Source organism: Herbidospora sp. RD11066, from assembly GCF_054661255.1.
Map to the genome: position 1 here is coordinate 272,208 of NZ_BAAGDO010000006.1, position 19,155 is coordinate 291,362.

Annotated in this window: 28 protein-coding genes; 11 read left to right on the forward strand and 17 right to left on the reverse strand. The window is 69.8% G+C overall.

Annotated features, from left to right (window positions below):
* Positions 1–50 precede the first annotated feature (50 nt).
* The 3 genes from ACYQ78_RS24075 to ACYQ78_RS24085 all read right to left on the reverse strand — a co-directional run bounded on the left by ACYQ78_RS24075 (position 51) and on the right by ACYQ78_RS24085 (position 3,132).
* The gene (locus ACYQ78_RS24075; protein ID WP_459803154.1) at positions 51–1,007 is read right to left on the reverse strand and encodes a beta-ketoacyl-ACP synthase III; all 957 of its coding nucleotides are present in this window, start codon (positions 1,005–1,007) and stop codon (positions 51–53) included.
* Positions 1,004–1,915 (reverse strand): ACP S-malonyltransferase, encoded by a 912-nt coding sequence (locus ACYQ78_RS24080; protein WP_459803155.1) that lies wholly within the window; start codon positions 1,913–1,915, stop codon positions 1,004–1,006. Before ACYQ78_RS24080 ends, ACYQ78_RS24075 begins: the two co-directional genes overlap by 4 nt.
* Before the next feature lie 116 nt (positions 1,916–2,031).
* Positions 2,032–3,132 (reverse strand): PucR family transcriptional regulator, encoded by a 1,101-nt coding sequence (locus tag ACYQ78_RS24085; protein ID WP_459803382.1) that lies wholly within the window; start codon positions 3,130–3,132, stop codon positions 2,032–2,034.
* A 113-nt stretch (positions 3,133–3,245) separates the two neighbouring features.
* Here ACYQ78_RS24085 and ACYQ78_RS24090 point away from each other — a divergent pair, with 113 nt between their 5' ends.
* On the forward strand, positions 3,246–3,605 hold the full coding sequence (locus ACYQ78_RS24090; protein ID WP_459803156.1) for a DUF6597 domain-containing transcriptional factor: 360 nt from the start codon (positions 3,246–3,248) through the stop codon (positions 3,603–3,605).
* A complete protein-coding gene (locus ACYQ78_RS24095) occupies positions 3,590–3,919 on the forward strand; it encodes a helix-turn-helix domain-containing protein (protein ID WP_459803157.1) in 330 nt (109 codons plus the stop codon). The genes ACYQ78_RS24090 and ACYQ78_RS24095 overlap by 16 nt, the downstream gene beginning before the upstream one ends.
* Here the strand turns inward: ACYQ78_RS24095 and ACYQ78_RS24100 are convergent.
* The 4 genes from ACYQ78_RS24100 to ACYQ78_RS24115 are packed head-to-tail and all read right to left on the reverse strand — an operon-like array spanning position 3,879 to position 6,391.
* Entirely contained in the window at positions 3,879–4,265 is a 387-nt protein-coding gene (locus ACYQ78_RS24100; protein WP_459803158.1) for a VOC family protein, read from the reverse strand. The two genes, ACYQ78_RS24095 and ACYQ78_RS24100, sit on opposite strands and share 41 nt — an antisense overlap.
* A gap of 50 nt (positions 4,266–4,315) precedes the next feature.
* Positions 4,316–4,756, reverse strand: a complete 441-nt coding sequence (locus ACYQ78_RS24105) for a DUF350 domain-containing protein (protein WP_459803159.1) — start codon at positions 4,754–4,756, stop codon at positions 4,316–4,318.
* Positions 4,757–4,780: 24 nt separating this feature from the next.
* Positions 4,781–5,941 carry a glutathionylspermidine synthase family protein gene (locus ACYQ78_RS24110; RefSeq protein ID WP_459803160.1) on the reverse strand — a complete coding sequence of 387 codons (1,161 nt, stop codon included), beginning with the start codon at positions 5,939–5,941 and terminating at the stop codon, positions 4,781–4,783.
* A 3-nt stretch (positions 5,942–5,944) separates the two neighbouring features.
* The gene (locus tag ACYQ78_RS24115) at positions 5,945–6,391 is read right to left on the reverse strand and encodes a hypothetical protein (RefSeq protein WP_459803161.1); all 447 of its coding nucleotides are present in this window, start codon (positions 6,389–6,391) and stop codon (positions 5,945–5,947) included.
* 93 nt (positions 6,392–6,484) lie between these two features.
* Between ACYQ78_RS24115 and ACYQ78_RS24120 the strand changes: the two genes are divergently transcribed.
* Complete coding sequence (locus ACYQ78_RS24120) at positions 6,485–7,489, forward strand: PHP domain-containing protein (protein ID WP_459803162.1); 1,005 nt, start codon at positions 6,485–6,487, stop codon at positions 7,487–7,489.
* 47 nt (positions 7,490–7,536) lie between these two features.
* Positions 7,537–7,995, forward strand: coding sequence for a helix-turn-helix transcriptional regulator (locus tag ACYQ78_RS24125; RefSeq protein ID WP_459803163.1), 459 nt, complete (start codon positions 7,537–7,539; stop codon positions 7,993–7,995).
* On the opposite strand, the gene ACYQ78_RS24130 is transcribed toward ACYQ78_RS24125, so the two are convergent.
* Positions 7,978–8,460 carry a MarR family winged helix-turn-helix transcriptional regulator gene (locus ACYQ78_RS24130; RefSeq protein ID WP_459803164.1) on the reverse strand — a complete coding sequence of 161 codons (483 nt, stop codon included), beginning with the start codon at positions 8,458–8,460 and terminating at the stop codon, positions 7,978–7,980. The genes ACYQ78_RS24125 and ACYQ78_RS24130 overlap by 18 nt on opposite strands.
* A gap of 46 nt (positions 8,461–8,506) precedes the next feature.
* Between ACYQ78_RS24130 and ACYQ78_RS24135 the strand changes: the two genes are divergently transcribed.
* From ACYQ78_RS24135 to ACYQ78_RS24150, 4 genes are read left to right on the forward strand one after another with little or no spacing between them, the layout of a single operon-like run.
* A complete protein-coding gene (locus tag ACYQ78_RS24135) occupies positions 8,507–8,962 on the forward strand; it encodes a hemerythrin domain-containing protein (RefSeq protein WP_459803165.1) in 456 nt (151 codons plus the stop codon).
* A gap of 10 nt (positions 8,963–8,972) precedes the next feature.
* The gene (locus ACYQ78_RS24140) at positions 8,973–9,710 is read left to right on the forward strand and encodes an alanyl-tRNA editing protein (protein WP_459803166.1); all 738 of its coding nucleotides are present in this window, start codon (positions 8,973–8,975) and stop codon (positions 9,708–9,710) included.
* Between the two features lie 60 nt (positions 9,711–9,770).
* Positions 9,771–10,307, forward strand: coding sequence for a PDDEXK family nuclease (locus ACYQ78_RS24145; protein WP_459803167.1), 537 nt, complete (start codon positions 9,771–9,773; stop codon positions 10,305–10,307).
* A gap of 29 nt (positions 10,308–10,336) precedes the next feature.
* Positions 10,337–10,810, forward strand: coding sequence for a MarR family winged helix-turn-helix transcriptional regulator (locus ACYQ78_RS24150; protein WP_459803168.1), 474 nt, complete (start codon positions 10,337–10,339; stop codon positions 10,808–10,810).
* Here the strand turns inward: ACYQ78_RS24150 and ACYQ78_RS24155 are convergent.
* Entirely contained in the window at positions 10,795–11,091 is a 297-nt protein-coding gene (locus ACYQ78_RS24155; protein WP_459803169.1) for a hypothetical protein, read from the reverse strand. The genes ACYQ78_RS24150 and ACYQ78_RS24155 overlap by 16 nt on opposite strands.
* 178 nt (positions 11,092–11,269) lie before the next feature.
* Here ACYQ78_RS24155 and ACYQ78_RS24160 point away from each other — a divergent pair, with 178 nt between their 5' ends.
* On the forward strand, positions 11,270–11,539 hold the full coding sequence (locus ACYQ78_RS24160; RefSeq protein ID WP_459803170.1) for a hypothetical protein: 270 nt from the start codon (positions 11,270–11,272) through the stop codon (positions 11,537–11,539).
* A gap of 70 nt (positions 11,540–11,609) precedes the next feature.
* On the opposite strand, the gene ACYQ78_RS24165 is transcribed toward ACYQ78_RS24160, so the two are convergent.
* From ACYQ78_RS24165 to ACYQ78_RS24185, 5 genes are read right to left on the reverse strand one after another with little or no spacing between them, the layout of a single operon-like run.
* Entirely contained in the window at positions 11,610–12,731 is a 1,122-nt protein-coding gene (locus tag ACYQ78_RS24165; protein WP_459803171.1) for an alpha/beta hydrolase family protein, read from the reverse strand.
* Complete coding sequence (locus tag ACYQ78_RS24170) at positions 12,728–14,047, reverse strand: S41 family peptidase (RefSeq protein ID WP_459803172.1); 1,320 nt, start codon at positions 14,045–14,047, stop codon at positions 12,728–12,730. The genes ACYQ78_RS24165 and ACYQ78_RS24170 overlap by 4 nt, the downstream gene beginning before the upstream one ends.
* Positions 14,044–15,093 (reverse strand): ABC transporter permease subunit, encoded by a 1,050-nt coding sequence (locus ACYQ78_RS24175; RefSeq protein WP_459803173.1) that lies wholly within the window; start codon positions 15,091–15,093, stop codon positions 14,044–14,046. The genes ACYQ78_RS24170 and ACYQ78_RS24175 overlap by 4 nt, the downstream gene beginning before the upstream one ends.
* The gene (locus ACYQ78_RS24180) at positions 15,090–15,932 is read right to left on the reverse strand and encodes an ABC transporter ATP-binding protein (protein WP_459803174.1); all 843 of its coding nucleotides are present in this window, start codon (positions 15,930–15,932) and stop codon (positions 15,090–15,092) included. Before ACYQ78_RS24180 ends, ACYQ78_RS24175 begins: the two co-directional genes overlap by 4 nt.
* Positions 15,929–16,324, reverse strand: a complete 396-nt coding sequence (locus ACYQ78_RS24185; protein WP_459803175.1) for a GntR family transcriptional regulator — start codon at positions 16,322–16,324, stop codon at positions 15,929–15,931. The genes ACYQ78_RS24180 and ACYQ78_RS24185 overlap by 4 nt, the downstream gene beginning before the upstream one ends.
* Positions 16,325–16,397: 73 nt before the next feature.
* Between ACYQ78_RS24185 and ACYQ78_RS24190 the strand changes: the two genes are divergently transcribed.
* Positions 16,398–16,934: a hypothetical protein gene (locus tag ACYQ78_RS24190; RefSeq protein ID WP_459803176.1), complete on the forward strand. Its 537-nt coding sequence runs from the start codon at positions 16,398–16,400 to the stop codon at positions 16,932–16,934.
* On the opposite strand, the gene ACYQ78_RS24195 is transcribed toward ACYQ78_RS24190, so the two are convergent.
* The 3 genes from ACYQ78_RS24195 to ACYQ78_RS24205 all read right to left on the reverse strand — a co-directional run bounded on the left by ACYQ78_RS24195 (position 16,900) and on the right by ACYQ78_RS24205 (position 18,330).
* Positions 16,900–17,250, reverse strand: coding sequence for a hypothetical protein (locus tag ACYQ78_RS24195; RefSeq protein ID WP_459803177.1), 351 nt, complete (start codon positions 17,248–17,250; stop codon positions 16,900–16,902). The genes ACYQ78_RS24190 and ACYQ78_RS24195 overlap by 35 nt on opposite strands.
* Positions 17,243–17,779 carry a hypothetical protein gene (locus ACYQ78_RS24200; protein WP_459803178.1) on the reverse strand — a complete coding sequence of 179 codons (537 nt, stop codon included), beginning with the start codon at positions 17,777–17,779 and terminating at the stop codon, positions 17,243–17,245. The genes ACYQ78_RS24195 and ACYQ78_RS24200 overlap by 8 nt, the downstream gene beginning before the upstream one ends.
* A 179-nt stretch (positions 17,780–17,958) precedes the next feature.
* Positions 17,959–18,330: a DUF5997 family protein gene (locus tag ACYQ78_RS24205; RefSeq protein WP_459803179.1), complete on the reverse strand. Its 372-nt coding sequence runs from the start codon at positions 18,328–18,330 to the stop codon at positions 17,959–17,961.
* A 54-nt stretch (positions 18,331–18,384) separates the two neighbouring features.
* On the opposite strand from ACYQ78_RS24205, the gene ACYQ78_RS24210 reads away from it, so the two are divergent.
* The gene (locus ACYQ78_RS24210; protein WP_459803180.1) at positions 18,385–19,137 is read left to right on the forward strand and encodes a LysR family substrate-binding domain-containing protein; all 753 of its coding nucleotides are present in this window, start codon (positions 18,385–18,387) and stop codon (positions 19,135–19,137) included.
* Positions 19,138–19,155: the final 18 nt, after the last annotated feature.

The following is a 19,155-nucleotide window of genomic DNA, read 5'->3' on the forward strand; positions in this document are numbered from 1 at the left end:
TCCTTTGAGTGGTTTCTCTGGGTTTTCGTACGGCGAAGACCGTACAAGCTTTACGGGATCTCGATGACCTGGGAGGCGTAGGTCAGGCCCGCGCCGAATCCCAGGAGGAGTGCGAGGCCGCCCGAGGGCACCTCGCCCTGTTCGATCATGCGGGACAGCGCGAGCGGAATCGACGCGGCCGAGGTGTTGCCGGCCAGCACGATGTCACGGGCGACGACGGCCTTGTCGGCGCCGAGTTTGCGCGCGATGGCCTCGATGATGCGCAGGTTCGCCTGGTGGGGCACGAACGCCGCCAGGTCGGCGGGATCCACGCCCGCACGGTCGCAAGCCTCTTTGGCCACCGGGTGAAGGGCCGTGGTGGCCCAGCGGAACACCGTCTGACCTTCCTGGTGAAGAGACGATGACCGATCTTTGATCATGATGGCGTCGGCCTTGTCACCCGCGCTGCCCCAGACCACCGGGCCGATGGCCGGGGTCTCGGACGGGACGACGACCGCCGCGCCCGCGCCGTCGGCGAAGATCACCGAGGTGGCGCGGTCTTGGATGTCGATCCACTGGGTGAGCTTCTCGGTGCCGATGACCAGCACGTTCTTCGCCGAACCCGCGCGGATCGAGTCGCTGGCCGCGGCGAGGGCGTAGCAGAAGCCCGCGCAGGCCGCGTTGAGGTCGTAGGCACCCGGCGCCTGGACGCCCAGCCGGTGGGAGACCCGCCCGGCCAGGTTGGGGATCGGGGCCTCGGGGGTGCAGGTGGCGACGATCACCAGGTCGATGTCGGAGGCCGCCAGGCCGCTCGCGGCCAGCGCCTTCCCGCCCGCCTGGACGGCCAGGTCGATCTCGGACTCCTCGGGACCGGCGAACCGGCGCTCCTTGATGCCGACCCGGCTCTGGATCCACTCGTCGTTGGTCTCGATGATCTTGGCGAGGTCGTCGTTGGTGACCACGTTCGCGGGCTGGTAGTGGCCGAAGGCCAGCACCTTCGCGCCCGGCGCCCCCGCGGGAAGCTTCACTTGATCGCCTCCTTGGCGGCGTCGAGGGCCGGGGTCAGGTCGGCGGGGGTCTTCAGGGCGACGGTCTTCGAGCCGGGCAGGCCGCGCTTGGCCAGGCCGGTGAGGGTGCCGCCGGGGAGCAGTTCGATCATGGTGACCGGGACGTCCCCGGCCTCCTCGGCCATGGTCGCCGAGCACAGGTCCCAGCGGACCGGGTTGCTCACCTGATTGACCATGCGGTCGAGGGCGTCGCGGCCCGACATGACGATCGCGCCGTCGGCGTTGGACAGCAGCCGGATCGCCGGATCGGCCGGGGTGATCTCGGTCGCGGCGGCGCGGAGCCGCTCGACGGCCGGAGCCATGTGGTGGGTGTGGAAGGCGCCCGCGACCGACAGGGCGATGAGACGGGCGCGCTGCGGCGGATCGGCCTTGAAGGCCTCCAGCTGCTCCAGCGTGCCGCCCGCGACGATCTGACCGGCGCCGTTGTTGTTGGCGGGGGTCAGGCCGTGTTTCGCCAGGGCGTCGAGGACGTCGACACCACCGAGGACGGCGGTCATGCCGGTCGCGGTGACGGCGGCGGCCTCGGCCATCGCCCGGCCGCGCTCGGCGACCAGCGAGACGGCCTGGTCGGCGGTGATCACCCCGGCCAGCGCGGCCGCGGCGAACTCGCCGACGCTGTGGCCCGCGACGAGGTCGGGGGTGACGCCGAGCTCCTCGAAGGCGGCCAGCGCGGCGGCCACCAGAAGCGGCTGCGCGACGGCCGTGTCGCGGATCTCCTCGGCCTCGGCGGTGGTGCCGTAGGCGATGAGGTCGAGCTTCGCGATCTCCGACCATGCTGACAGACGGTCACGGAATCCGGGGAGCTCCAGCCACGGACTCAGGAAGCCTGGAGTTTGGGCGCCTTGTCCCGGCGCGACGATGACGAGCACGGTACCACCCTGCCCTGTAGCCCTTCGACACAGAGCTGGGGATCCGAACGAACTTCTGCCTGCCTCTGTTGTGGAATCCCTACAGTTCTGGTTTCTCCGCAATTAACCAGCGACGCTCAGATTACGGTCAGTCGACCGAGTATGAGTCCTACCTGAAGGGTGAATGCGGACCGCCCCTCCGTGGGGGTGTAGCCCGTCAGTTCGGCGATCTTCCTGAGCCGGTAACGCACCGTGTTCGGATGGACGAACAGCAGCCGCGCCGTCGCCTCCAGGGAGGTGCCCTGTTCGAGGTAGGTCGCCAGGGTGTCGAGCAGCGGGGTGCCGGCCAGCGGCGTGTAGACGTTCTCCACCAGTGCGGCGCGGGCGTCTTCGTCGCCGTCGATGGCGCGTTCGGCGAGCAGGTCGTCGGCCAGCACCGGACGCGGCGCGTCGGGCCACCCGGCGGCGGCCCGCAGCCCGGCGATCGCGGCCCGTGCCGAGCGGGCGGCGGCGTGCAGGTCGGGTACCTCGGGGCCGATGACGATCGGGCCGGGCGCGAAGCGGGGCACGACCAAGCGGGCGGCCTCCTTCATGCTGTCGGCGCCGCCGACGATCACGATCAGCCGGTCGCCCTGGACCCCGGCCAGCAGGTCGTGACCGGCCCGGCGGCCCCGGTCGCGCAGGCCGTCGATGACGCTCTGGGGGTCGTCGCTGGGGGAGAGCCCGGCGAACACGACCACCGGGGCGGAGGTCCAGCCGAGCGCGGCGGCCCACGAGTGAAGGCCGTCGTCGACCTCGCCGCGCACCAGGGCGTCGACGATCAGGGCCTCCAGGCGGGCGTCCCACGAGCCGCGCGCCTCGGCCTCGCGGGCGTAGACCTGGGCGGCGGCGAACGCCACGTCGCGGGTGTAGCGGAGCATCGCGTTGCGCAGCAGGTCTTCGCCGCCGGGCGCGGCCAGCTCTTCGACCTCGGCCTCGACGACCTCGACCACGATGCGGACCAGGTCGACGGTCTGCTGGAGGGAGACGCTGCGTTTGAGCTCACGGGGGGCGGTGCCGAAGAACTCGATGCTGGGGGTGGGGCGGCCCTGCCCCGCGTGGCCGAACCACTCGACGAAAGCGGCGATTCCGGCCTGGGCCACCAGACCGACCCAGGAACGGTCCTCGGCGGAAAGTGCGCGGTACCAGGCGAGCTGTTCTTCCATGCGGGCCATCGCGGCGGTGCCGAGACTGCCCATCGCGCGGTCGAGCCGTCGTGCCGTGTCCTCACGGACCCTGTCGTTCACGGCTACCAGCCTGCCAGGTCGCCTGCGCGGATTCGCCAACGGCGGGCGCGTGGCAAGCTGGGACGGTGTACCGGGAGCGGCCGTCGGTGATTCCGGGCGCGGTGGTGTGGCACACCCCCGCGTCGCCGGGCCGGGCCGCGCGCCGGATCCTCCCCGACGGCTGCATGGATCTGCTGTGGACGGGCGGCAGGCTGCTGGTGGCCGGGCCCGATTCCGTCGCTTACGTCACCTCGATCGAGCCCTCCCAGAGCCACGTCGGCCTGCGCTTCGCCCCGGGCGACGCCCCCCAGCTGCTCGGCGTGGCCGCCCATGAGCTGCGCGATCGCCGGGTGCCGCTGGAGGAGATCTGGCCGGTACGCCGGGTGCGCGCCCTCGAGAACTCGATCAGAAGCGGCCGGGGATCGAGGCGGTGGCCGCCGATCTGACCCCCGACCCGGTGGTGCGCGGCGCCGCCACGCTGATCGAGGGCGGGCTGGGCGTGGCCGCCACCGCCGACCGGCTCGACCTGGGCGAACGCCGCTTCCACCGGCTCTGCCTGCGCGCCTTCGGCTACGGCCCGAAGACGCTGGGCCGCATCCTGCGGATGAACCGGGCGCTGGAGAAGGCGCGGGCCGGTCTCCCCTTCACCGACGTCGCCCACGACGAGGGCTACGCCGACCAGGCCCACCTCGCGCGCGAGGTGAAGGCGCTGGCCGGGGTCACGCTGACGGATCTAGTGGGGCGTACAGATCGACGCTGATGCCGTCGGGGTCGGTCAGAACGGCGTAGCGCTGGCCCCAGAAGGCGTCCCACGGTTCGAGGTGCCCGAACTCCGACATGTCGGCGTAGGTCTTGTCGACCTCGGCCGGGCTGTCGCACTGGAACGCCAGGCCGGTGCGGCCGGGGCCCGGCGTCCACTCGGGGTCGAACGACCTGATGGTCTCCTCGGTGTCCCAGCACAGGCGGAACCCGCCGGGCAGGGCCGCCTCGACGTGGGGGGCGCCGTCCGCCTCGGCCGGGAGGTCCAGGCCGAGGCGGCGGTAGAAGGCGAGCGAACGGCCCATGTCCGAGACGACCAGGCCGATGACGTTGAACTGAATAGCCATGGTCCGACGGTACGAGACCTCGTACCGGACCGTCTTGAAGGAATCGGACGTCAGATGACGGCGACCGCCGTGATGAGGCCGATGGCGACGTGGGTGACCGACAGCAGGACGGTGGCGGGCTGGAGCGTGGTCTCGTGGACCAGCGCGCGGATCGAGATGCCGGCCACCTTGTCGAAGGCGAACATGCCCAGCGTCTGGACGGCGATGCCGATCACGCCGAACACCGCCGTGGCGATCAGGCCCTCCTGGAGCCTGCCGCCCGAGGAGAAGATCGAGGCCGCCACGATGAGCCCGACCGCGCCCAGGCCGGCCGAGGTCAGCGCGGTGGCGTTGGGGTTGCGGTCTTCGCGGATCAGCTTGCTGAGCTTGCCCGGCGTGGCCATGTCGATGACATAGAAGCCGACGATCAGCAGCAGCACGCCGAGAACGGCGTAGGCGGCGATAGCCAGGGCACCGTTGCCGAGGACCTCGCCGAAGGAAGTGGTGTCCATTGACCCTGCTCCTATTGGGGGGTGTTAACCGTTGATTCGATGGGGGACGAACGACGAGGTGTCGTCGGTGATCAGGCCGGCCGTCTCTCGGATGCCGAGCCCGGCCGACTCGTCCTCCACCACCCAGGCGCCCAGAACGGGTCGCTGGCCGTCGAAATCGGGCAGAGCCCGGAACTCCTGGAAGACGAAGCCCTCGGCGCCGTAGGTGCCGCCGGTCTCCAGGGAGTGGTCGGGCGACATGATCGTCATCGAGGCGCCCTCGCGGCCCAGGAGGGGCTTGCGGATGAATCCTTCCAGGTCACGCGGGCCGTCGAGGTAGGCCGCCAGCAGGTTGGGATGCCCGGGGAACAGCTCCCAGAGCACCGCCAGCAGCGCCTTGTTCGACAGCAGCATCTTCCACGGCGGCTCGATCCAGGTCATCGACGGCATCATCCGCAGCGCGTGGGCGCCGAACGGCTCGTGGACGATCCACTCCCACGGATAGAGCTTGCAGAGCGACCGGATGACGCGTTCCTCGACGTCGACGAACCGCCGGTTCAGGGAGTCCCAGCCGATGTCCTCCATCGCGATGGCGACGGTGACCAGACCGGCCTGGCCGGCGGTCTCCTGGAGGTAGCCGAGGGTCATCGCCTCTTCGCCGGAGGTGTCGAGGTTCGTCCAGGCGAAATGAGAAGGGCCCGTCGGGAGGGTCGCGGCGATGGCCTTCCAGCGGTCGACCAGGCGCTCGTGGATGGAGTTCCACTGGTCGTCGTCGGGGAAGACGTCCTGCAGCCAGTACCACTGGACGACCGAGCTCTCGAGCAGGCTGGTCGGGGTGTCGGCGTTGTATTCGAGCAGCTTGGCCGGGCCGGTGCCGTCGTAGCGGAGGTCGAAGCGGCCGAACAGGTGGGGGTCGCGGCGGTACCACGAGTCCTTGATCGCCTGCTGCCACTCGGGGGGCACGGCGAAGTCGTGGAAGCGGCCGGTGACCACGACGTGGTCGACCGCCTCCAGGCACATGCGGTGCAGCTCTTCGACCTGGGTCTCCAGCGCGAGCACCTCGTCCATGGTGAAGACGTAGTGGACGCTCTCGTCCCAGTAGGGCCGGGCCAGCCCGCCCGGATGGGCCGACCGGTGATAGGCCAGGCCGTGGGTCTCGACCGTGGTCTCCCAGCCGTTCCGGGGTGCCGACCGTTCCCTGCGCACGGGTCAGCTACCGCTGCTGCTGCCGTGCGAACCGAACCCGCCGCGCTGGATGACCTTGCCCGACCGCGTGGAGATCTGCGCGCCCGCCGGCTTCAGCGTGCTGCCGCCGCGGATGTGCGCACCGCTGCGGATGCCGCCGTAGTACCAGCCGTAGGCGCCGTGGGAGCCGACGTAGGTCCGGCCGTTGTCGTCGCACAGGTCGTCGTCGACGATCGGGTAGGAGCCGTCGGCCAGCGGGTTGTTCATGTCGACGCAGTCGGCGTCGACCTCTTCGTAGTCGTCGTCGACGGCCGCGCAGAAGCCCACGACCAGCACCGACAGCACGCCGATGGCGCCCAGCTTGACGGCCGTGGAGGCCTTCTTCTTTTTCGGCGGCGGGCCGCCCGCCATGGGGAACGTCGGGGGTCCCGGTGGTGGGAACTGCGGCGGCGGCGGTGGTGTGGCGGCCATACGGCTCCATGATTGCTTGAGGTCGGGCAAGCCTATCGGTGACGGTTTGAGCGGTACAAACAACAATTCTGGCCGGTTGATAACGTCTTCGACATGGAGCCACTTGACGCGTTGCGCCAGATTGCGTTCCTGCTCGAACGGGCCGGTGAACCGACCTATCGGGTCCGCGCCTTCCGGGGTGCCGCCGAGGTCGTCGGCGACATGCCGCGCGAGGAGCTGGAGGAGCGCGCGCTGGCCGGGACGCTGACCGAGCTGCCGGGAGTGGGCAAGGTGACCGCGCTGGCGATCACCGAGGCGCTGGCGGGCCAGGTGCCGACGTATCTGCGCAGGCTGGAGGCGACGTCCGGCACCGACCTCTCCGAGGCGGCCTCCGCGCTGCGGGCGGCGTTGAAGGGTGATCTGCACAGTCACACGACGTGGAGCGACGGCGGCTCGCCGATCGAGGAGATGGCCGAGGCGGCACGGGCGATCGGCCACTCCTACCTGACGATCACCGACCACTCGCCCCGGCTGACCGTGGCGCGCGGCCTGTCGGCCGAGCGGCTGGCCGAGCAGATCGGGGTTATCGAGGGGCTGCGCGAGCGGTTTGCGCCCTTCGAGATCCGTACCGGCGTCGAGGTCGACATCCTCGCCGACGGGTCGCTCGACCAGGATCCCGCGCTGCTGGCCCGGCTCGACTGCGTCGTCGCCTCGGTCCACTCGTCGCTGAAGATGGAGCCCGAGGAGATGACCAGGCGCATGGTCACCGCCGTCGCCAACCCTCATGTCGACGTGCTCGGCCACTGCACCGGCCGGATCGTCAAAGCTGGCGGCAAACGCGGCGGCCTGCGGGCCGAGTCGCGGTTCGACGCCGAGATCGTCTTCGAGGCGTGCCGCCGGTTCGGGGTCGCCGTCGAGATCAACTCCCGCCCCGACCGGCTCGACCCGCCCAAGCGCCTGCTCCGCCTCGCCTACGAGATGGGCTGCGTCTTCGCGATCGACAGCGACGCCCACGCTCCGGGGCAGCTCGACTGGCTGATGTACGGATGTGAGCGCGCCGCCCTGTGTGGTGTGGAACCGGAACGCGTGGTCAATACGGGTATGTGGCCACTGAGTTAGATGGGAAATACCCGGATTTGTCGCTCACCGCACGTAACGTCGGCGTTATGGACCGTCGACGTGCGCTGGTAGAGGAGTTGCGGAGCAACGGGCGGCTCTCCGCCAAAGACCTCGCGGGCCGGCTCGGCGTGAGCAAACGGACCGTGATCAGAGACATCGCCCGGCTCCAGACCGAGGGCGTGCCGATCCGGCTCGACCCCGGCGGCTACACCATCGACGGCACCGAAGAGGTCAAACGCGCCATCGACCGCGCCCTGACCGGGCGCCGGGTCCTGCGCATCGACTACCTCAACAGCAAGAGCGAGGTCAGCACCCGCGACCTGGAGCCCAGCATCATGCTGGGCGGTCGCGGCGGCTTCTGGTATCTGGTGGCGTGGTGCCGGTTACGCGAGGACGTGCGGGTGTTCCGCGTCGACCGCATCACCCGCGCGGAGGTCCTCGACGAGCGCTACCCCGAACCCGACAAGCAGCGCCTCACCGACCTGTCGTCAGCCCTGCCCCTCTGACAGGTCTTCGACGACGCGGCACGGGTGGTCGACGGGGTCGGCGGCATTGGCCTTCCCGGCCAGGTGTTCCAGCGTCTGGCGGAAGGCGGCCGACTCGGGGGCCGGGAGGTCGCCCAGCAGGTGGGTGTTGACGGCCTGGAGCCTGCGCTCGGCCGCCTCCCAGACCTTGCGGCCCTCCGAGGTGGCCACGATGCGGCGGTTGCGGCGGTCTTTCGGATCGGGCTCGCGGCGGACCAGCCCGGCCTTCTCCAGGTCGTCGAGCAGGTAGGTCATGACCGTGCGGTCGACGCCGAGCTCGCGGCCGAGGACCACCTGGCTGCCCGCGGCGTCGTGGACGGCCGCCGTCAGCACCTGGTAGCCGCGCGGGCCGCCCGGGATGTGGTCGAGCACGGCGTTGGACGCCTTCACGTAGGCCCGGAAGAGCACCCCGAGGTTGAACCCGAGGTCCTGGTGCAGTCCCTTCATGTGCTCATAATAGTCTGTAAGACAGATGATCTGGGGGACTGAACGAATGTCGCTGCTGTCCGAGCTCCAATTCGTCCACAACATGCTCCGCCGCGACCTGGCCTCGATCCGGCGGATGGCGGCGTCGGCGGCGGCCGGGGGCGACCTGAACGAGGTGAAGAAGGGGCTCGTCAAGCTGTCCACGCGGGGGCCGCTGTTCCAGCTCAAGGACAACTGCCTGAGCTACTGCTCGATCGTGCACACCCACCACAGCATCGAGAGCGCGTCGCTCTTCCCGCGCATCCGCAGGATGGCGCCCGATCTCAACGCCGCCGTCGACCGGCTGGAGGCCGATCACGTCGCCGTCGCCGGGCTGCTTGACGAGGTCAGCGCCGCCGCCCGCGACGCCGATAACCGGGAGCGGCTGGTGAAGGCGCTCGACACGCTGGCCGACACGTTCCTCGCGCATCTGGCCTACGAGGAGGAATCGCTCGCCACCGTGTTGTCGCAGATGAGGCACTAGGCTGCCGCGCATGCGGACGGAACGCCTCGAACTCGCCGACCAGGACCTGCGCGACTGGGAGGCCACGGTGCTCGACGCCACCCCCGACGGGATCGTGCTGAGCCGTTCGGCGTTCTATCCCGGTGGCGGCGGGCAGCCCGCAGACCAGGGCACTCTGCTCTGGCAGGGGGTGGAGACCCGCATCGCGGGGGTGCGCAAGGGCGACGACCTCTACCTGATCCCGGCCGAGGGTGATCCGCTTCCGGCGGCGGGCACGGTCGTCCGGGCCGCCCTGGCCGACGAGCGGCGCAGCGCCCTCATGCGCACCCACTCCGGGCTCCACGTGCTCTGCGGCGTGGTGTTCCGCGACTACGGCGCCCTGGTGACCGACGGCAACATGGACGTCGCCGCGGCTCCGGGCGTGGTCGGCACCGCGCGGATGGACTTCAACCTGCCCGAGGTGCCGCCCGGCTTCAAGGAGGCCGTCGAGGCCGCCTGCAACGCCGAGATCGTCAACGACCGGCGCATCGACGTGAGGGTGCTGCCCCGCGCCGAGGCGTTCGCGATCCCCGACATCATCCGCACCGCGACCAACCTCGTGCCCGACGACGTCGACGACGTGCGGATCGTCGACATCGTGGGGCTCGACTGCCAGGCCGACGGGGGCACCCACGTCGCCTCGACCCGGCAGATCGGGCGGGTGCGGGTCGCCAAGATCGAGAGCAAGGGCAAGGGGTTCCGGCGGGTGCGGCTGGAGGTCGCCGACTAGTTGTCCACAGGCCGGCTCCTCGCGCCTCCGGGCCGGTCACGGGGGTGCCAGTCTGCGGGCATGGAAATCAGCGCGGTGCCGCTCGTCTATAACGGGATCATGTTCCGGTCGACGCTCGAGGCCGACTGGGCGGCCACCCTCGACGCGCTGGGCATTTATTGGCAGTACGAACCGCTGGCCATTCGGCTGCCCAGTGGAGCGGTTTATGTGCCCGATTTCTATTTACCGGCGCTGAACGCCTGGGCCGAGGTGAAGGGCCCCCATTGGGAGCGGCTCGCCAAGCCGGTGGAGTTACGCGCCACCCTCGCGGTCGCCGGGGGCGCCGGATGGTGGGGGCAGGTGCACGTCGTCGTGCTCGAAGCCCCAGGTCCGGGCGACGCCGCAAGCTGGCACGTGCCCGTCGGAACGTGCAGCCTGGTCGAGTGTGGCGAACGGCAGAACCGGTTCGCCTGGTACGACGGGCGCTGCTGGGCCTGCCATCGGGAAGACCTGGGCGGCTCTCACCATTTCTATCGGCCCGCCAGGGAATTGGCCGCGGGCCCGACCTGGCGGATGACGCGGGCGCCCCGGCCTGAGCCGCTGAGGAAGGCCGCCTGAAATAAATTCACGCTGATAGTTTGGCCCGCATGGGTGGCGAGGAAGAAAATCTCGGGGTGGTCGCGGCATTGGTGCGAACGTCGTTTCTGATCTCCGCCGTTTACGCCGATTCCGCACGTGACCACGGTCTCACTCCCCAGCAGGGGCAGTTACTGTGCGCGCTGATGAGCCGTCCTTATCGGATGAGTGAGCTGGGTGCGACCATGCGGCTGGCCAAATCGAGTCTCACCGAACTCGTCGACCGCACCGCGCAGCGGGGGCTGGTCGGGCGGGAGTCCGATCCGTCCGACGGCCGGGTGGTGCGGGTGGCGCTCACCGCGCAGGGCGTCTCGACCGCGGGGGCGTTCTACGCCGAGACGTGCGAGCGGGTCGCCCAGGTGCCGGGGGGCATTTCGGCCGGGGAGCGGGAGGTGCTGGCCCAGTTGCTCGGGCGGGTCGTGGGCGACAACGAGGTGGGCGAGGTGTTCCTCGACTGGGACGCCGACGTTCACCGCCCGGCCTGACGTTCCCGCAGCTCTTCCCGCGACCAGAGCGGGCCGGTGGCCAGGGTGTAGGCGGGCTCCGGGAGGTCGGGCGGATCGAGGATCTCGGCCGCCTCGGCCGGGCCGGCCAGGTGGGTGAGGCGTTCCAGCGCCAGCAGGAGCAGTTCGCTGTTGTCCCAGTCGAGACGGCCCTCGGCGGCCAGTTCGACGGCCAGGAGGTTCGCGTCGGCGGGGTCGTGGCCGAGCGCGCGGGCGACGGCCCTGGCGGCGGCGAGAACCTGGTAGTTGCGGCTGCGCGTCATCTGTCCGTAGTACCAGAGGAATCGGTCTGCGCCGCAATAGTGGTGTGTAGAACGCCCTTAATTGTCACTATCCGTGCAATAGGTGGGTGAGAGAGCCCCTCCATCCCACAGTGTCCCCTACTCGCACTATCGCTGACCTGGACCTCCGAGGTGTCATGGATACCGGAGGTGCTGAACTATGGCTCGCCGTACGAAAACGCGGCCCGACCGGGGCGATGAACCGCGCCGAATTTGGGACGCCGACAAACGCCGTGCAGCCGCCCATCTCGACCAGATGGAACCGGCATGGGTGGTCTCCTGGGGAACCGGAAGCCGGCGATTCTTCGCCGTCGCCGCCTGGCCGGTCTCCCGGCCATTGATCATCGAAGCACTGGGGCTCGACGAACTCCGCCGCCTGATGAGAATGGCCGAAATGGTGGAGGGCGCGATGGATCCACGACGAGCCTGAGAACGGGCATCCCCCTATACGACCGGCCGGGGCTTTCTCGGCGCGCGCCCCGGCCGGTTACCACTTCCCCTCACGCGCCACACGTGTCCGGGCAGAAGGCGATTTCGGGATAGGACGACGACGCTCCTTTGAGGAGCGGCTGGAGGTGCGACTTCAGATGTTCATCCAGGAAGGCCGCGACGTAGGTGCGGGTGATGTCGGCCAAGCGGGCGGCCGACGGGGTGCCGGGCGGCTGCCTCATCCCCAGGGCGCCCGCCAGCTGGGGCAGGTCGGTGAACGACTGGTGGTCGGTGCCCTGCACGACGAGCCAGCGCTTCCAGCCGGTCAGCAGTTTCCAGTCGCGGTCCCACGAGGTGTCCCGGCCGCCCGAGATGTGCTGGGGCGTCCCGACGAACAGGAACGGGCGGGCGAAGTCCCGGGGGAGCCGCGCGTAGGTCGTGCCGTCGAGGTTCACTCCGGCGTCGATCCTGCGGTCGGCCGCCATCGCCGCCAGGGCGCTCGCGCCGCCGATCGACTGGCCCGCCATGGCGATGCGCGAGGCGTCGATCTCGTCCCGGGTGGACAGGAGTTCGTCCAGGACGAAGGAGACGTCGGCCGCCCTGCTCCGGGCGGTCGCCGTGCCGAAGCCCGGGTCGGTGTCGCTGTCGCAGGCGAGACATCCGGCCACCGTGCCGTCGGCGAGGGTCGTCGCGTAGCTCTCGTAGGTGTGGTCGATTCCGGCCACGACGTACCCCCGGCTGGCCAGGTCTTCGGCGAGCGAGGTCAGGGTGCTGACCGGTTTGGTGAAACCGGGCGACAGGATCACAAGGGGGAACTTTCCCGGCGCTGGGGTGGTCGTGGTGGCGTACACGGCCGTTCTGCTCAGGATGTCGGGCCGGGCGCTCTCGACCCTCGACCCCTTCAGGACCAGCTCCGACTCCTCGGGGGTCATGTACGCCGCCCGCTCGCCCCCCGCCCGCTCACCCGGATACCACAGGGTGACCTTGAGTTCTCTGGCCTCGGCGTCGAGGTTCCACGGGTCGGGGCGTGAGCGGTCGGTCAGGTGCAGGACCGCCGTCCCGACGGGGTGTTCCCCTGTCGGGGCGGTCAGGGTGGCGGGGACCGGCGGCGGCGTGGTGACCGCCGACCGGGGCGGCAGGGGTGCGGAGCAGGCGGTCACGACCAGGAGCAGGGCGAGGAGACGTCTCATCATCCGTCCAGGAGGGTCAGCGCCCTGGCGAGCGCGGGGTCGCGGCCGGCCGCCGCGTCGGCGGGGGTCAGGGGCACGTGATGGTCGGGCGGCACCCCGATCCGGTCGATGACCTCGCGGTTCGGGCCCAGGTGGTGGCGGGTGGGCAGGCTCAGGATCGTGTTGTTCGTGAGCGTGAAGGGCTGCGCCGGGCCGGAGATCATCCCGGCGGTCCTGGCGCCGACCAGGGTGCCCAGGCGCAGGTCCTTGACGGCCGAGCTGAAGTGTTCGCACGCCGACGCGCAGCCCTCGTCGACGAGCGCGACCAGCGGCAGGCCGAGGAGGGCGACCGTGTCGTCGGTCGTGCTCGGCTCGCAGGTGTCGTCGGCCGTGCACATGTAGGCGGTGACCCTGCCGTGGCCGAAGGCGCTGACCAGGCGGGTCGCCTCCACGGGGCTGCCGCCGCCGTTGCCGCGCAGGTCCAGCACGATCCCCTTCAAAGCCCGGTCGGTACGCAGCCGCGCGACCGCCCGGAACACACGGTTGGCGACGTCGGGGCTGAAGGCGCGGACCCGTACATAACCGATGTCGTTCTCCAGCAGGCGTGACTGGACGACCTGCAACGAGGCCAGGTCGCGCTGGTAGAGGCCCGGTCGGAGGGAGACCGTCCAGCGGCGGCCCTCGCGCCGGAGGGCCAGTTCGACCGGGCGGGCCTCCGGGTAGCGCGGCGTGAGGACCTCGGCGTCGGGCGTCTTGTCGCCGTCGGCCGTTTCGATGACGTCTCCCGGGCGTAGTCCGGCCGCCTGGGCGGCGCCGCCCGAGACCTCGGTGATGAACGGCGGCGAGGTGGCGCTCGCCTGGAGGCCCAGGCCGTAGCCGTCGCCGTCGTAGTAGCCGGGTGGACGCCGCTGGCCGTGCATCCAGCGGGCGTGGTTGTCGTCGAGGCTGGCCACCATGGCTTCGAGGGTGGCGACGGCGATCTTCTCGCTCGTTCCGGCGACCTTGCGGTAGACGGTCTCGAAGGCGGTCCAGTCGGCCGTCCGGTCGCCGGTCAGGGGTGGCATGACGGCCTCGGGGTGGTCGACCTCCTTGGCCAGGGCGGCGAAACCGGCGGCCAGGAGGGTGCGGGCGTCGAGCTTCCTACCCACGAAGGAGTGGCCGAGGATGCAGTAGTAGGCCTGCTCGACGACGTCGATCGTGGTGGGCGTCTCGTCGCCGGGAGCGGGCGCGGGCCGCGCGCAGGCCGTTTTCTCCGGTGAGCTTCCCTCGGTGCGGGGCGCTGATGGGGTCGTACAGGCCGCGACCGCGAGAAGAACGAGGGCCGGCGCCAACGCCCTCATGACAGCCGCCGCCGGATCCACCAGAAGGAGAACCAGGTCAGACCGAGGGTGAGCACCGCGTAGATCGCGGTCTCCATCCACTGGAACGGCCAGAAGCGGTCGAGCGGGTGGTAGCTCACGAGTTGCCGGTAGCCGAGCGCGTTGATCTCGGTGAGACAGGAGTCATGGGCGGGCGCCGCCTGCGGCGCGCAGGGCCCCGACGTGCCGGACGCCGTGACCGGCGCCGGTTCCTCGTCGGCCGACAGCACCTTCCCGGACGGATCGACCAGCCCGCTCGACAGCACCCACGCCCCCGGCTGGCCGGACACCGCCGCCCGCACGCCGATCCGCACCTGTCCGCCGCCGTCGCGCTGGACGTTGATGCTCTCCACGTTCGCCCGGTCGAGCGGGAAGGTGGCCGTGACCGGCGCCGCCAGATGCGGGCGCACCAGCATCGGCACCGCGACCTGCACCACAGCGAATACCGCCAGCGTGAGGGCCATGGCGGGCAGCGTGCGGCGCGCCAGCGTGCCGACCGACACCCCGAGGACGAACGCGAACGCGGCGTACCCCATCGGGACGATCCCCCGCGCGCCGAACACCAGCGGGGTCATCAGCCCCAGATCGGGGGTGGCCGACAGGTCGAGCGGCTCGGCCCACCAGGTCACCGCGAGCCCGAGCACCCCGGCGGCGGCCACGGCGGCCAGCCCGACGAGACCGAGCTTGACCACCAGCCAGCGCCCCCGGGTGACCCCCTGGCTCCACACGAGCAGGTGGGTGCCCGCCTCCAGCTCACGGGCGATCAGCGGCGCCCCCCAGAAGAGCCCCATCAGCGCGGGCAGCGCCAGCACGAGCAGGCTGACCAGGGTGAACTGACTCTGGAACTCGTCGAAGAAGAGATCGAAGAACCGGTCACACCCGCCGTCGACGGCGCAGGCCGCGATCCCGGTCGAATACCGCGAGGCCAGATCGGGCCCGGTCAACGCCAGCACGACGACCAGGAGCCCGAGCACGACCGCGGTCGACACCGCCGCCCCACGGAACTGCCGCCAGGTCAGCCAGATCATCGCTTCTCCATGTAGGCCAGGACGAGATCCTCGAGAGTGAGCTGACTGACCACCCAGACGGGGTCGAGAATCGGCTCCTCGGTACGGATCACATAGGTGCTCTGCCGATCGGTGTGCCGGGCCGAGACGACCTCCTGCCCCGCGGGCAGCCGATCGGGATCACGACGCGGCCCGACCAGCCGATGATGGGTCGCCAGCAGCGTGTCGACCTCACCTGCCACCCGCACCGCCGAGTCGACCAGCACGATCAGGAAGTCACAGACCCGCTCCAGGTCGGCCACCAGATGCGACGACAGCAGCACACTGAACGCGTCGGCGGCGGTCGCCTCCATGAGCCCCTGGAGGAACTCCCGCCGCGCCAGCGGATCGAGCGAGGCCACCGGCTCGTCGAGGATCAGCAGCTCTGGACGTTTGGCCAGCCCCAGCGTCAGCGCGAGCTGGGCCCGCTCACCCCCCGACAGCTTGCGCGCCCGCCGGTTCGGATCGAGCCCCAGCTTCGCCATCCGCTCACCGGCCAGGGCGGAGTCCCATCCCTGGTTCAGCCGCGCCCCCATCCGCAGATGGTCGGCGATGGTCAGCCCGGCGTAGACCGGCGTGTCCTGCGCGACGAACCCGACCTTCGGCAGCGTTTTCTGCGGATGTCCACCCAGGACCCTGATCTCGCCCTCGGACGGAGTCAGCTGACCGCTCGCCATCTTGAGCAGCGTCGTCTTCCCGGCCCCGTTGGGACCGACCAGCCCGACGACGTGACCGGGGGGAATGTCGATGGTGCACTCGCGCAGCGCCCAGCGCCGGCCGTATCGCTTGCCCAGGTGCTGGGCCTCTAGGACAGGGGTCACGCTATGTCCTCCTGTGCGGCGGTCCGAAAGGTGGTCATGAAGAGGGCCTCGATGCTCTCGTCGTCCAGTCCCGCCTTGCGGGCCTTGGCCAGCCAGCGCCTGAGGTCCTGACGGAGGGGGACCTGGGCGGCGACCAGCGAGGGGTTGGTGAGGGTCGCGGTGATGAACGTCCCGACTCCCGGCCGGGCCGCGGCGAGGCCCTCGTGTTCGAGCTCGCGGTAGGCCTTGAGGACGGTGTTGGGGTTGATCGCGAGCTGCGCGACGACCTCTTTGACGGTGGGGAGCTGATCGCCCTCCCGGAGCAGGCCGAGGCGCATGGCCTGCCTGACCTGCTGAACCAGCTGAAGGTAGGACGAGACTCCCGACCTGCCGTCGAGATGGAACTCGATCACCTGAGGTCCTCCATTTATCTAGTCTCCTAGTACTTTAGGAGTCTAGTTGTTAAGAGGACATAAGGACGGCGCGATGCTGACCGCGGTGGAGTACGAGCGGACCGCCGCCCTGTTACGGGGCAGCCGGATCCGGAGCGTCGTCTACTACCCGCTGACGTGCGGGGACGACGGCTTCGAGGTCGAAGAATGGGACTTCGGCCCCTGGCACCAGCCGACCATGGGCGTGGAACTGCACACCGATGACGCCTGCTTCTCGGCCGTCTGGGGAGACTCCTTCGACCACCACGACCTGGAAGTCTTCCCGGAGCCGATGGCCGCCCACCTGGTGATGATCGGGGAGCAGGGCGGCCCGGCGGCGGTGGACGTGACCGCCCACCCGCGCTGGTCGCCCCTGATCGGCAGGAGGCTGACCGGCGCCGACATCCTCTGGTCCGAAGACCACGTGCCCCTCGCGATCCGGTTGCGCTCCCGCGAGGCGGTGGTCTGGATCGCCGCCGGATGCCCGGCGGACTACGGCCTCGGGACGGACGACGTGATGGTCGTGTTCACCGCAGAGTTCGCGGCCGACGTGGGGATCACTCGTCTTCGAGTTCCTGGATCAGGCTCGTGAGGACCTCGTCGACGTCGAGGGCCTGGCGGTGGGACAGCCGGAACAGCTCGCCGATCTCGGGGATGAGCTCCGCGTTCTGCTCGTCGCTCACCAGGAGCTCCTCGACCACCACTCCGTCGGAGTTGTAGATCTGGAACACGTACGACTCCTGTGACAGCGCGCCCGCGCTGATCACGATGGTCGACGTCGACGTCGAGTAGGTGACCCGGGATCCGGCCGACCCCTCCTGCGGGAGGTGGTCCCATTGGACGGACCCGTCTTTGGTCTTCCTGAGCAGAGTCTGCGCGATCCGTTTGATCTGGCCGTCGTCAGCCATGACGCGCTCCGTCCCCAATCTGTGTCGTCTGTACGGCGGCGAGCGCGTTCAATTCGACGGTCACCTGCGAAATCGATTCCCGGGCGGCCCTGGTGGCCATGATGAGATTGATGCCATTGGTGTGCTGGGTGAGATCCAGCCGCACGATCGTGGCTTTCGCGACGGATGACTGCAGGGCTTTCATGACGGCGTTGTTCTCAAGTGAGGACAGTTCGAGGAATCCCCTCAATTGGCTCGCCTGCGACTTCCAGCTCGTCAGCCACACCATCGTCAGTTCGACCGACGAATCACGTACGGCCCGGTCGAGCTCTTCCTCGGTACGGAGGAGCTGCGGGATCAGCATGAGGACACTGTTCTTGCGGATCGCGCCCTGAGCCTGGAGTGCGGCGTCCCGGGCCGCTTCCGCGGCACGTCTCGCCTTCAGCAACTGCCACAACGTCAAGGCGAATCCGAGGAGGGATAACGGAACGGCCGAATAGTTGGCCACCAGTTCGACGGCGTCGTTAAAGGTGGCCACCCCCTCCGCCATGAGTTGTTTGGGCGAAATAAGAGGAATGTACCACCGGTGCGAGCTCTGTCCAGAGCCGAGATCGAAGACGTAATTGAGCGTTTTATGTAGGCCGTTATCCGCCGCGGGTAATTCGCCCTGAGAGCATTCAGACCCCGTTCCGTCAAGGGAACGAGGTCTGAATGCGGGGAAACGCGGGTCTAGCGCTGCTTGAGGCGGAGGGCCTCTTTGCGCGTCTCGGCCTGGACGGCCCTCTCGCGCTCCAGCCACGCCGGGTTCTCTTCCTTCAGCGCGTCGATCTGGGCCGTGGTCAGCGGCTCGGTGATCCCGCCCCTGAGCAGGCCGGAGATGGACACCCCGAGCTTCGCGGCGACGACCTGCTTCGGGTGGGGGCCGTTGCGGCGGAGGTCGGCGAGCCAGGCGGGCGGCGACGACTGCAGCCGGTTCAGTTCGTCTCTGGAGACGACACCCTCCTGGAACTCGGCGGGAGTGGCCGACAGCAGGACATCCAGTTTCTTGGCCGCGGTCTCGGGCTTCATCGTCTGGATGGTCTTGGATTTGGGCGAGGTCATGGCGTCGAGAATAGTCAGTCGGAACGGGTTTCCCGACGTCGGTACCCTGAGCGGGTGACTGATGGGGAGACCGGCGGAGAGTTCCGGCTGGCGTACGTGCCCGGGGTGACACCCGCGAAATGGGTCAACGTCTGGACCGAGAGGCTGCCGGACGTACCGATCACCCTGCTCGCGGTGCCCGCCGCCGAGGTGGTCGGGCTCCTCCGCGACGGCCGCGCCGACGCCGGGTTCGTCCGGCTCCCGGTCGACCGCGACGGGCTCAGCGTGATCCCGCTCTACGTGGAGACCACCGTGGCCATGGTGCCCAAAGACCACGCGGTCGCCGCCGCCGACGAGGTGACCGTCGCCGACCTGGCCGACGACGACGTCTTCCATCCTCTCGACGACACCATCGAGTGGACGACCAGGCCAGGGGCGCCCGCCTTCACCCGCCCGCCCACGACGGCGGACGCGGTCGAGCTGGTGGCGTCCGGCAGCGGGCTTCTTCTGGTCCCGCAGTCACTCGCCCGTCTCCACCACCGCAGAGACCTCACCTACCGCCCCGTGACGGACGCGCCGCAGTCCCAGATCGGGCTGGCCTGGCCCACCGCCGCCACGACCGACCTGGTGGAGGACTTCATCGGCATCGTCCGAGGCCGGACGGCCCAGAGCTCGCGAGGTCGTACACCTACCGCCCCCGCGGAGAAACCGGCCCAGCGGCAGGCGCAGAAACCCGCCCAGAAGCCCGCCCAGAAGGCTGCACAGAAGGGCTCCGGCCGCCGGTCCACGCCGACCGGCCGGAAGGGAAAGGGCAACCGGCCCCGCTGAAAGGGTGGAGAGTCGGTC